This window comes from Bacillus sp. BHET2, from assembly GCF_005938125.1.
Classification (GTDB): Bacteria; Bacillota; Bacilli; order Bacillales; family Bacillaceae_B; genus Rossellomorea.
In genome coordinates, this window is sequence record NZ_VCQN01000001.1 from 730,263 (window position 1) to 742,927 (window position 12,665).

The 12,665-nt window shown below is 42.3% G+C and carries 11 protein-coding genes; 7 read left to right on the forward strand and 4 right to left on the reverse strand.

The window, feature by feature from the left end; all coding sequences use genetic code 11:
* Positions 1-235 precede the first annotated feature (235 nt).
* Positions 236-433, reverse strand: coding sequence for an IDEAL domain-containing protein (locus FGG79_RS03890; protein WP_138776429.1), 198 nt, complete (start codon positions 431-433; stop codon positions 236-238).
* A 406-nt stretch (positions 434-839) separates the two neighbouring features.
* Here FGG79_RS03890 and FGG79_RS03895 point away from each other — a divergent pair, with 406 nt between their 5' ends.
* The 3 genes from FGG79_RS03895 (at position 840) to FGG79_RS03905 (ending at position 5,570) form a co-directional block, all read left to right on the forward strand.
* On the forward strand, positions 840-2,579 hold the full coding sequence (locus FGG79_RS03895; protein ID WP_138776430.1) for an ABC transporter ATP-binding protein: 1,740 nt from the start codon (positions 840-842) through the stop codon (positions 2,577-2,579).
* Positions 2,576-4,363 carry an ABC transporter ATP-binding protein gene (locus FGG79_RS03900; protein WP_138776431.1) on the forward strand — a complete coding sequence of 596 codons (1,788 nt, stop codon included), beginning with the start codon at positions 2,576-2,578 and terminating at the stop codon, positions 4,361-4,363. The genes FGG79_RS03895 and FGG79_RS03900 overlap by 4 nt, the downstream gene beginning before the upstream one ends.
* A gap of 199 nt (positions 4,364-4,562) precedes the next feature.
* Entirely contained in the window at positions 4,563-5,570 is a 1,008-nt protein-coding gene (locus FGG79_RS03905) for a DUF3231 family protein (RefSeq protein WP_138776432.1), read from the forward strand.
* Between the two features lie 94 nt (positions 5,571-5,664).
* On the opposite strand, the gene FGG79_RS03910 is transcribed toward FGG79_RS03905, so the two are convergent.
* Together FGG79_RS03910 and FGG79_RS03915 are read right to left on the reverse strand one after the other, a co-directional pair.
* Positions 5,665-6,285 carry a DUF421 domain-containing protein gene (locus FGG79_RS03910; RefSeq protein WP_138776433.1) on the reverse strand — a complete coding sequence of 207 codons (621 nt, stop codon included), beginning with the start codon at positions 6,283-6,285 and terminating at the stop codon, positions 5,665-5,667.
* Between the two features lie 131 nt (positions 6,286-6,416).
* Positions 6,417-7,202, reverse strand: coding sequence for a putative hydro-lyase (locus FGG79_RS03915; protein ID WP_481747263.1), 786 nt, complete (start codon positions 7,200-7,202; stop codon positions 6,417-6,419).
* A 182-nt stretch (positions 7,203-7,384) separates the two neighbouring features.
* Here FGG79_RS03915 and FGG79_RS03920 point away from each other — a divergent pair, with 182 nt between their 5' ends.
* From FGG79_RS03920 to FGG79_RS03930, 3 genes are all read left to right on the forward strand, one after another.
* Entirely contained in the window at positions 7,385-8,299 is a 915-nt protein-coding gene (locus FGG79_RS03920) for a cupin domain-containing protein (RefSeq protein WP_138776435.1), read from the forward strand.
* A 615-nt stretch (positions 8,300-8,914) separates the two neighbouring features.
* The gene (locus FGG79_RS03925) at positions 8,915-9,607 is read left to right on the forward strand and encodes a Dph6-related ATP pyrophosphatase (RefSeq protein ID WP_138776436.1); all 693 of its coding nucleotides are present in this window, start codon (positions 8,915-8,917) and stop codon (positions 9,605-9,607) included.
* 323 nt (positions 9,608-9,930) lie between these two features.
* Complete coding sequence (locus FGG79_RS03930) at positions 9,931-10,917, forward strand: NADPH:quinone reductase (RefSeq protein WP_138776437.1); 987 nt, start codon at positions 9,931-9,933, stop codon at positions 10,915-10,917.
* Between the two features lie 58 nt (positions 10,918-10,975).
* On the opposite strand, the gene FGG79_RS03935 is transcribed toward FGG79_RS03930, so the two are convergent.
* Positions 10,976-11,401 carry a VOC family protein gene (locus FGG79_RS03935; protein WP_138776438.1) on the reverse strand — a complete coding sequence of 142 codons (426 nt, stop codon included), beginning with the start codon at positions 11,399-11,401 and terminating at the stop codon, positions 10,976-10,978.
* Between the two features lie 266 nt (positions 11,402-11,667).
* On the opposite strand from FGG79_RS03935, the gene lepB reads away from it, so the two are divergent.
* Positions 11,668-12,210 carry a signal peptidase I gene (gene lepB, locus FGG79_RS03940; protein WP_138776439.1) on the forward strand — a complete coding sequence of 181 codons (543 nt, stop codon included), beginning with the start codon at positions 11,668-11,670 and terminating at the stop codon, positions 12,208-12,210.
* Positions 12,211-12,665 lie beyond the last annotated feature (455 nt).

The following is a 12,665-nucleotide window of genomic DNA, read 5'->3' on the forward strand; positions in this document are numbered from 1 at the left end:
CATAGTAGAAAACTATTCATTTGAATTTCCAGAGAATTGTCCTCGACCTTAGATGATATAAGGTAGACTAGTTTTAGTTGAATTTAATAATCGATTCGTTTCTAAGAAGACATACGAATGGGGTCTGATTCCAGGATCGCTTGTGGTTAAGCGTACCGAGGATCAGGCCCCATTTTTCCCTTATATCAATGTGATAGGCTACGTCTTCTTGCGTCTATGGATCATGATGAATCTATTAATCCTTAATTTGCTTTAATTCCTCTGTTAATCGTAGGAATTCACTTTTGTTTCTGTTACGTAATGATTGGTCGATTTTTTGATCGAGTTGCTCTTTTCGGAATTTTAGTAGAGCCTCGTCTAATATCATTTCTGCAAATAAGGAATCCATGTTACCAATTTCATGCTGCGGTGAATGAAGCACATACTTTTTCATGAAAAATCAACTCCTTGACCTTTTTTTCATTATACTAAATATTGTCTAAATATTCAAACGTTTTGAAAGGAAATGATAGAAAAGGTCTATGGTCACATCCTTCCATATTATAATCATCCTATTTCCCCTTCCCGATCCAACTATGTTTTCTGCCTGTCTACTAATAAAATGGTATCGTTTTCCATTCTCCATCAAAAGTTGTAGAAAACATGTGGCTAATGGATGGTTAAGGTCGATTGAAAGCTGAATAGAATAAAAGTAGATCGTAAGAAGAGTTTCAACAGGTATAAACCCAGTAAGTAGATAAAATGGAATGAAGGTAATGTGCATTGAATTGCCTCAATTCAATTTATAGTGAATATTTTTATAATTTGGTATAAAATAGAATTTTGTGAGGGGGGAAATTATGAACTTATTAAAAACAACGTTATCTCATTTTAAGCCTTACTGGAGGAAGCTCTTAGTGGCTCTAAGCTTCTCGATTATAGGAGGACTATTTACAATTGTGCCATCGATTCTCGTCAAACGACTGGTGGACGATGTAATCGTTGGTGGCGAATTAGAATTCTTAGTCTGGGTAGTTGTGGGGATCCTTGGAGCATATTTAGGTAAATCCCTGTTTGAGACCATGCAGGAATATGTGCAGGTAAAAATCGGACTGGATGTGATTACGGATATGCAGATTCGGGCGTTCAGAAGGCTCCACCGGACCCCGATGTCGTTCTTCTCTAAAACACCCAGGGGAGATATGCTGTACCGCTTGACTCATGATGTGGAGTCGATTCAGAACCTGAATAATACGGTCGTACCTCGTATCTTGCAACAAGTGGTAGGTGCTGTAGCGGCCTTTTCCACTGTGTTCATTCTATTCTGGCCGGCGGCGATTGTTATGTTTGCCGTATTCGCAATTTATATTATTCCATCGTTTACGTTAGGGAAGAAGATGAGAAAGATGAGTGCGATTCAGCGGGAGATGAGTGCGGATATGTATCAGCACCTGCAGGAAAGCATTGAGAGTGTCAGATTGGTACGGACATACCAGACGCAGGATATGGAAGTAGGTACGCAGGAGAAGAAGTTAACCGCTTGGAAGCAATTCTCGATTCGTGCAGCTCTTATAGGGAAGGTGAACTGGCGTCTCGGGAATCTGTTCAATATTGCAGCACCTGGTGTCGTGATGCTGATCGGAGGTTGGGCAATTTGGGACGGGGCGATTACGATTGGTACGTTGGTTGCCTGCCTAAGCTTCATTCCTATTATGTTTCTGCCCGTCCGGTCCATGGCAGAGCATGCTTTGACCATTCAACAGGCAATTCCTGCACTTCAGCGAATCTATGAATATTTTGATTTACCAGAAGAACATATTGAGAATCTTCCTTCCTTTGGCGATGTGATAGGAAAGATAGACCTTGAGAACCTTTGGTTTGCTTATCCCGGAACGGATAAGCACGTTCTAAAAGGTGTGTCACTATCCCTTGAGCAAGGAAATCACATCGGAATTGTAGGGACCAGTGGCGGAGGGAAAAGCACTCTGGTCCAACTCTTACTGGGACTATATGAACCTCAGCAAGGCTCTGTTTTGATTGATAATAAGGACTTATTTTCCTATAACCGGAACAGCTTCCGACAACAAGTGGGTGTGGTCTCCCAAGAGACATTTTTACTCAATAACACCCTCCGCCAAAACCTATTGTACGGGAAGCCGGATGCCACGATGGAAGAATTAGAGAGGGCTGTTGAAGCGTCTGGTTTAAAGGAATTAATCATTTCACTGGATGAGGGGTATGAAACGATTGTTGGAGAGAGGGGATTGAAACTCTCCGGCGGCCAACGACAACGGGTTGCACTTGCACGGGCGATTTTGAGACAGCCGCCTCTGTTGATCTTTGATGAGGCGACTTCTTCCTTGGATGGGGAAACAGAAGAACGGGTACAGGCATCACTTGAGAAACTGATTCCAGGTCGTACAACGATCACGATTGCCCATCGATTGGTCACGGTGAGGAATGCTGATGTGATCATCCTTCTGGATCAGGGTGTAGTCGCTGAAACAGGGACACATGAGAAGTTACTCACGCAAAGAGGCAAGTATTATGAACTATACAAAGCACAATACAGGGAACTCGAAAAGGAGATGATCGGATGAGCGTGATTCCTGCCTCCCAGAAGAAAAATGGTGACGGTAGAAGGGTACTAGCTTTCTTGCGTCCATATAAAAAATGGGTGATAGCAGATTCCATCGTCATTGCCATCAGTCAGGTGTTTTCTGCGCTGATTCCGACACTCGCTCTCAGTTGGTTAGTCGATACCATTCTCCCGAATGAGCACTACAACTGGCTCTGGGGATTGATGTGGCTGTTGATCTTATCATCAGTGTTAGACTTGGTGATGATGGTGATAGACGAATATTTCTGTCATCAAACCGCAAAGACCGTGACCAATTGGCAGAAGCTTAGACTTTTTCGTCATTTACAAATCGTACCTTATTCGTTTTATCACCATAATTCAACGGGTGAAATGCTTGCAAGAGTATCTGATGATCCGGATACGCTCCATAACTTCCTTGCCTGGGAAGGATCAACCTTTATGGCGAGCGTGCAGGGAGTATTCCTTTACAGCTTAGTTCTGCTATGGATTCATCCCTACTTAATGATCACAAGTGTTGTACTCGGCGTGATTTTCTACTGGACTTCAAATTATGTTGGAGCACGAACAAGGTCTGCATCTGCTGAAGCAAGAAAGGAAGCCTCCAGATATCTTGAGCGATTGAGAGAGTCGGTAACGGGCATTCATCTTTCACGGGTTATGGGTGTTTCAGAAAGTGAAGTGGACAGTGTCCTGACCATCAGGGACAGTTTCGTTCAGCATTCGGTTAAGGAGCTGAAGGCAAGAATGCAATCGGTGGTAGTGATTGCAAGCTATAATGGGTTTGCCCTAGGACTCGTGTATCTGATCAGTACATTGCTGATCTGGAATCAAGGGTTAACTAGCGGACAAATGCTGACAGCAGGAGGACTTGTGACCATCGCCGCGAATGAAATGCAGAGGTTGCTCAGGAACTGGCTTTCTGTCAGAAGAACAGGTCCGGCTCTGGATCGTTCTGAAATCCTTCTTGCAGAAGAAGTTTCAAAAGCCGAAATTTCTAAAGGCATTCAAGGTGAACGGGCAAATGGTCATATCCGACTTCAAGACGTAGCATTTGCCTATCCAGGCAAAGAAGAAGCTGTTCTTAAAGGGGTTTCACTTTCCATCGAAGCCGGTGAGAAATGGGCATTGGTCGGTCCGAGCGGATCAGGGAAATCCACGATTGTGGATCTATTGTTCAAGCTCTATGATGCAGGTGGCGGACGGATTGAAATTGATGGCAGGGACATTCGGGACTGGGATACGACGTGGCTCCGTTCGCAAATGGCGATTGTAACCCAGGATGTACTGTTACGAAGCGGGACGCTTGCAGATAATTTGAGAATCGGCAAGCGGGACGCGACCGATACAGAACTCCTTCAAGCAATGGTGGACAGTGGACTAGGTGACTTAATAGACACGCTTCCGGAAGGACTTGAAACCCCGGTCGGAGAAAGGGGTAGCTTGCTTTCTGGAGGACAGAAACAACGTCTTTCCCTGGCTAGGGCCCTGCTAAAGGACGCCCCGATTCTCATCCTGGATGAAGCGAGCTCTGCTTTAGACCCAATCACAGAAACCAAGATCAACGAAGCGGTACTAAAAGTAGGTAAAAATCAAACCATCATCATCGTGTCCCATCGGTTATCCACCGTTCTCTCGGCCGATAAGATCGTCGTCCTCGAGGATGGAAGAATTGTTGAAGAAGGCAAGCATATTGATTTACTTCAAAATAAAAACGGTGTGTACTCCAGATTGTTTGGAAGAGAAGTCGAAATAGGCGGGACGACGATAAATCATGTGTCGTGAAAACTATTGAATAAGGGGAAGAGGGCGGTCCAAATACTTGGAACCGTCCTTTTTCAGGTGAGTTGAAGTGAGTGAACGGTTCCCTTTTTATCCGATTTGTTCGTCAGAGGCAATTAGTTGCCTATACTGTCAGGTTTATACATAATGTTCATCCTTGTTGGTCACATTAATAAAAACGATTGGGGTAGGGGGTTTGAGAATGAATAGTATGAATAAAATACCAATTACTTCTTCTGAATTAGGAAACTTATGGATGACATATCAAGAGAAAACGATGATGATGAGATTTTTGGAGTATTTTCTTGAACACGTTGATGAGGACAATTCCAAACAAATTCTACAGTCGTATTATGAACGTGTGACAGAAACGGTAAAAGTGGTTTCAGATATATTCCAGCAAGAAGGAGCAGTGATTCCGACAGGATTTACTGAAAATGACGTGAACAAAGGGGTTCCAAAGTTATTCGACCCCCAATATGATCTTATGTATTTGCACCTGATGTCCAAGATTGGCACGAATCTTTACGCGCTATATTCAACGATGTCTTATCGTGAAGATATTAGACAATTTTTCAGAGATCTAACAGGTGAAGCACAAGAAGCTTATGATCAAATAACTCATGCGCTTTTAGAGACAGGGGTTCTTTCCCGCCCCCCATATGTATCAATGCCGAAAGAAGTGGCATTTGTACAAAAGAATAAGTATATAACCGGTCTAAATCTGTTCAATAAGGATAGGTCGTTGAATACAATCGAACTGTCACTGATTCACCATGCGATCGAAACCAATCTGACTGGAATGCAACTTATGATCGGCTTTGCTCAAGTGGCGTCTGACAAAGATGCACGCCATCATTTTGTTCAGGGAATGGAATTGGCCAGGAATGTAGAAACATCCCTCGGTGAATTCTTAAGGGAAGATTTCATAGAACCCCCGGCCACTCATGCAGGGAAAGCGACAGATTCAACTGTTGCTCCTTTCTCAGATAAATTGATGATGTATACGACCAGTTTGTTATCTACATTCGGACTTGGAAGTAACGCCTTGGGAAGCGCATTTAGTCTGCGCAGTGATTTACCAATCAAAATGGCCCTCCTTGCGAAAGATATTTATGATTTCGCGAAAAAAGGAGGAGAAATCATGATCAAACATGGCTGGTTGGAAGAACCACCACAGGTAGAAGACCGTAGAAAATTGACTAAATAAATAGGAGCCGCAATGAGGCTCCTTTCTTTAGTTATAGTTTCCGTGTTTGTATGAGATGCCCCTTGCCATCCTATTACAACAATTGCAGGGAGTCTTATTGTAAATGGCTGGGCGGTTCAATTTTGTGCTGATTCTTAGCCACTTCAGTGAAAATGTCCTGCTTTTGTTGGTCGTGACTTGGGGCCATTGTAGTAATAGAAGGATTTAATAGTTTAAGTACGTGTTGAATGTCTTGTTGAAGTAGGTAAATATCTTGTTTTGTAGCCGGTTGGGAATCTCGTTTTAATTCATAACCGACTTGTCCATTTGGTTCCAACGTCGCCCATTTTATACTATCAAAAGAGGTAACACCTTGTTGCCTTAATTTCATTTCCAGTTGATCTACCGTGAATCTTAGTTTTTTTAGATTCTCCTCATGTATGTTTCCATCTTCTATGAGTATTTTTGAATTTCCTGTAATGAATTTTTCAAACCGATCAGACTTCACTTGTGCATATTCAATAATGACCAACGTTATAACTAGCATCATTCCTACAGCAAGTGTTGTCCAAATGCTCTCGCCGGCAAGAGGTTGAATTAACAACGAGCCAATTCCAATCATAATAACAGTTTGTGCCAACGTCATCTGTGAGATTGACTTTCTTCCAGCAATTCGTAATAACAATGTTCCCCCAATCACAATGAATATTGATTTCCAGATTAAATCTATATTCATCAGGTCGAACACCTCCTTATCTAGTGGTATTAGTATCTAACATAGCTGGTTTACTATACATTGGTACCACTAGTGAAGGTGAATTCGAGGGACGGACCTCTTGCGTGAAAGCAAGAGGTCCGTCCCTCGAATTAGTTTTCTTCTGATAAGTATTCCTCATTCTTCCAATCGGTTACAAACATGCTCCCGGGAGAGTGTGTCACCATGAAGGGGACTTTTGCATGCAGTGCTACGGCTTGTGGTGTTACCCCGCACGCCCAAAACACGGGAGTCTCACCTTCTTGGATCCCGACAAAGTCACCATAATCGGGTTGAGTGATATCCATGATTCCTATTTCACTCGGGTCTCCAATATGAACAGGTGACCCGTGCATTTTGGGGAACAGGGTGGTAATGTCTGCTGCTTTCTGTACGAGCTGATTCGGGATTGGACGCATGGAAACCACCATCGGTCCATCGAAAACACCCGCCTTATTTGTCTCGAGATTGGTTGTGTACATCGCCACATTTTTATTCTCCTGAATATGACGCAACGGAATGTCTCCTTTTAGCAGTTGACTTTCAAATGTAAAGCTGCACCCGATTAAAAAGCTGACAAAATCATCACGCCATATATCATCAACCCTCGTTTTCTTTTCGGTCAATTGACCAAATTCATACACATGATACTTAGGGACGTCGGTACGTATATCAGAATCTTTCGCATAAGCAGATTCAAATTGTCCTGCCTCAAGAACTTCGACAATCGGGCAGGACTTCGGATTTCTCGACGTGAACAATAAAAAGTCAAAGGCGTATTCCTTTGGAAGGACGACTAGATTCGTTTGCACATAATGTTGGCATAAGCCAGACGTATGGGTTGTGTGTTGTCCACTTCTGATGATGTTTCGTAGTTCTAAAGGTAACATTAGTGTCAGAATTCCTTTCTCATACGATGATTGAATTTTCTCTATTTTAACATAAGTTGAAACTGATTATTCCCCTTCAACTGATTAGTTTATTTAATGAATGAAGGAAGATCCTCCACATTATAGGCAAATGCACATCTCTCTAATGCATGCATAAGATATCGTGGAATAATTTGAAGGGAATGAACTTTATGCATCATGTTTCAATGAATGAGCCACATCCATCCTCTTTCAATCAACATACAGAATGGGAAGCCGGGAAACAACTTGAGGAGCTTCTGCTCGATGGTATCAAGGGTAAGGCATCTTCTGTGGATTTTTACCATCGATTAGCTGGGGCAGCACCCAGCCAAAAGCACCAGTTAAAACTTCTTCGTATGATGGAAGATGAACAACGCCATTGGTGGCAGTTGACCAATCTGTACATGACCCTTACAGGGGGGCAGCCGGTTTACCAAGTTGATAGTGTTCCATTTCACTCCTATCGTGATGGCCTAAAGAAAGGATATGAAACAGAATTAGCCGGTTACGAGCAATTTCGGATTGCCTGCCTGCAAGCTCAGCATCAATCTGTTTATGAAGTGCTTGTAAATACGTGCATGGATGAATGGGAGCATGCAAAGCGATTAAGTACTTTAGAGGCGGATGAAGAGAGTAGGGTGACTTCACAGGACTATGGTCCGGCTCCCTACGTTGTGAATATCGATGAAGCTACTGTTGAGAATAATACGTACCGAACTGCCATTTGGACAGGAAAACATTTGCAAGTGACCTTGATGAGCATACCGCCAGGAGAAGACATAGGATTGGAAATCCATCCTTATCTCGATCAATTCCTGCGCCTTGAGCAAGGACAGGGAACCGTGCAAATGGGCCATCAACAAGATCAGCTAACCTTTCAGAGAGAAGTGTCTCAAGATGATGCCATCATGATTCCAGCAGGAACATGGCATAATGTGATCAATACCGGAAATACGCCAATCAAGCTGTATTCTATCTACGCCCCGCCACAACACCCAGCGGGGACTGTCCATAAGACAAAGGCGGATGCAGAGGCTGCTGAAAAAGGGAATACAAACACAGGATATTACTTCATGAATTCGTAAATGGAGATGGAACCGGGAATGGAATCTGCACAGGTTTTGTACCCGGTTTTTTTGATGTGTATGCGTACTTGATTACGGATTCTATTTATTCATGTAGAAAGTGCTGAGGATTGAATTTTCGGAAAACAAACAGGGGGTTTATGTTAAAATGAAAATGGAAAGTACTCTTTTAATTATTGAATGAGGATTACGCTACTACACAAATGTCGAGGGAGATATGGTGTTCTCGTTCCTAGATCAAATTGACACCAGTATGGTAAGGAGCTACATAGAAGCAGTGGTATCAATTGAAAAGGTTTAGGTCTGAAAACAGAATTCCACTTTACTTATGATCGGAGGAAAAGTATGAGTGCCATCCTTTCACTAATCGGAGAAATAGTTGCAGCCATTGCGGGCTCATTACTATTAAATAAAAAGAAATAAAATAGAATAAGATGGGGATATTTTGTTACGCTGGAAATGATTATTCGACTGGATTCTGTAAGTATCAAGGAGCATAAAGACAACTGTGGGATACGTACTTGCTTTAATGTCATATTGGCAAAGGGCAGTTCGTCGAGCGGGCAGGGTCGTACATAATATGAAAATTACAATTCAAGCAAACAGGAGGTCATAATGAAAAGTGTAATCGCATTTAGCGGGGGGAAGGATTCTTCCTTGGCATTATATAAAATACAAATGAATCCTGATTGCGAGGTCGAATCCTTGCTAGTGACACTTACAGAAGGGTTCGAACGTGTATCGATTCATGGTGTCCGGCATGAATTACTCAAGAGGCAGTCTGAGTCTCTCGGGATTCAGTTGAGGGAAGTTTGGATTCCGCAGGATTGTTCGGATGAAGTGTATAAATCACGTATGGACAAGGCTGTTTCAGACATGTTGGCTGATGGAATCACTCATATGATTTTCGGCGATATCCATCTTCAGGATGTGCGGGAATATCGGGAGAAGATGCTCTCCGGGACTGGGATAACGCCTTTATTTCCATTATGGGGAATGAATGTGAAGGAATTAAGCCGGGAGTTTATTCAGCTATCCTTTAAGACCGTACTGACATGCATTGATTTGGATCAATTAGATCCATCCTTCTCAGGAAGAGTGTATGATTGGGAGTTCATCAGAGATTACCCTGAAGATAAGGATATTTGCGGGGAGAATGGAGAGTTCCATTCCTTTGTCTTTGATGGCCCAAACTTTGCATTTCCAATCCACTATACATTAGGAAAACAAAAAGTGACACCTGACCACCTCACCCAAAAGGACCGGTTTTTGTATATCGATATCCTTCCTTTTGAGGATAAAGGCTAAATCTGTTATTCAGGAAAAGTTAATCCATATTTATTAACATTTTAGCGTAGCAATTGGTTACATTATTAAAAAGGAAGCGATTTCTGAATGATTAGGGAAATAGAGAAATGCCTGAATTTATTAATGGGATTGTAGATTGGACTTTGGAGATGCCGACTTTTAAATTCACATTTACCTTCATTTCAATCAATCTGAAATTGTTCAGTTCAGACTGGAGTACAAAAAAGAGTAATCGACCATTACTAGTTTCACTCTAACTTGTAAGTAAATTCAAAAGAGACTACACATACTAACCCAATAGATTTCTCAAGGAGGAATGGAAGATGAAAGCAGCATGGTTTTCTGAATTCGGACATGCACCTGATGTTCTTCAGGTTGGGGTGTTTGAGACGCCTGAGCCTTCTCATGGAGAGGTTCTTATCCGGATGCGCACCTCAGGGGTGAATCCTTCCGATACGAAGAAACGACTTGGATCCTTTCCCGATCTGCTTACTGAAGGCCCGGTAATTCCGAATAGCGACGGAGCCGGGATCATTGAAGCAGTTGGGACTGGTGTTCCTCACTCCCGGATTGGGGAACGTGTGTGGGTGTATCAGGCTCAATACGCTCGCCTTCACGGAACAGCTGCTCAATATGTTTCTATTGACAGTCATCGGGCTATTCAGCTACCGGGAAATACGACTTTCGCCGAAGGAGCGTGTCTTGGCATACCGGCAATGACGGCTCACCGCAGTGTATTCTCAGATGGTCCTGTAAAAGGGAAAATAGTACTCATCACAGGTGGAGCGGGCCGTGTAGGTCATTATGCGATTCAATGGGCAAAGGAAGGCGGTGCAACCGTGATTGCTACCGCTAGTAATGATGTTGCCTATAGACATTGTATGGAAGCGGGAGCTGATTTGGTTGTTGACCATTCCAAGGATGGAATGGTTGAAAGTGTATTGACATATACGGATGGAGTCAAGGTGGACAGGGTGATTGATGTAGAATTTGGAGCAAATTTACCCATGATTTTGCAGCTGATTCGAACCGGGGGAGTGATCGCCAGCTACTCCTCAACCGTCATAACTGAACCCAAATTGCCGTTCAGAGATATGATGTTCATGGATTTAACCATTCGCCTGATCATAGTCTATGCTATGCCAGAAGAAGCAAAAAGCCAAGCCATAACAGACATCACTAGGGCTTTAAAAGAAAACATACTTCAACACCGTATTGCCGATACCTATCAGCTTGATAACATTGCCGAGGCCAATCAGCAAGTTGAAGATGGAGGATTTTACGGTTGCGTCGTCATTGATGTGGATTGAAAAAGAAAAACGATCCCGATTCAACTTTAATCGGGGTCGTTTTTTTAGTTAGCGAGATCTAGATTTTTTCACCATCGGGATAGTCACAGTACTCAATAATCGTCCCTTCCGTATCTGCGGGGTTTAAATAAATCAGTCTTCTACCATGTTTGTTGATACGGAGGCTGTCCTCTAATATCCGAATCCCCTTATGACTCAGTTCATCTAATGCAGCATCAAGGTCATCTACACGATAGGCGATATGGTGAACGCCCTTTCCTTTTTGCTTAATAAAGCGGGCGATGGGGGAAGTCACATTATTCGTCGGTGCAAGTAATTCAGTTCGGGCACCGTCCACCTCCATAATGGCAATCTTGCTTTCAACACCCAACGCATGACTACTGTATTGATCAATCAGCGTTGCCCCCAAGACATTTTCATAAAATCGAATGGAATCTTCTATATTTCTGACAGCGACTCCGATATGGTCGATCGTCTTTTTCATTATCATTCTCCTAAAACTTTGTATCTTGGTATCTTACCATATTCTTAATCCGTTCGTTAAAGAAACCGTCCTAGTCCTTTGAGAAAAGTGAATATCGTGGAGTTATGGAGTGAATTTGAATGAATGGGAATTACAATTTGGTGCTTGAAAAGTGTGAAAAAGGCACAATATCATTTTTATCATAGATCGATATGTATAGAAGGAAATCACGATGCTGGTATCGAATGTTATAGGGTGACAGTTTTCAAATAGAAAGGGTGACAAGAGTGGGCAACAACAGAAGTGAGATGTGGGAATGGGCGAAATCGTTATGCGTCGGTATTATGCTAATGGTCATCATCCGTACTTTTTTTCTGACACCAATTGTCGTTGACGGTGCGTCGATGAATACTACCCTGTTGGACCATGATCGGATGATTGTGAATAAGTTGGATAAACCGGAGCGATTTGACATCGTTGTATTCCATGCTACTGAAGATGAAGATTACATAAAACGGGTGATCGGGCTGCCCGGAGACCGGATTGAATATAAGAATGATACGCTATACGTAAATGGACAGGCCTATGATGAACCTTACTTACAGGAGCAAAAAGACAATGGAGAAGGGGCATTAACCCTGGATTTTAAATTGGAAGATACCGCGGTTAATCAAACCACCGTTCCTGAAGGTCAATTATTTGTGATGGGTGACAACAGGAGATATAGCAAGGATAGCCGCTTGATTGGATCCATTCCCCTTGAGAATGTAGTAGGCACGACGAATATTGTCTATTGGCCTGTAAATGAAATCAAGATTATCAAGAAGTAAGAAGGCAATGGTGTCGGTGGTTAGAGAATCATAGATACATAGGTATCTATAATAATTAATAAAGTGGAGGTAACGATTAGGTTACCTCCACTTTATTTTCCCTCCGTCATTCATCATTTTTAGGGTGGATCTTTTCACTTTGCGTTTTTATTTCCTTGACTATATTATCTTTTAGATTTGGACATTTGCATGTATGGAATTCTTTTAACAAGGATCCTAGTTTTTTGATGGATAGTAACATTTCACATTCTCTCAAATTCTTCACCTTTGACAACTGAATTTTTAAAATAAAAGCTTGGATTTTCTTCTCATCAGAAAACATTATTATACCATAATAATGTTAAAATGAGCGACTAGAAACCGACAGGGCTTGATAGAGAGGGACGGACCTTCGTGTGTTTAATAAAGGCTCTTTTCGTAAACTTTGTTGCTATTTAAGGTAGCGAGTGGTAGTT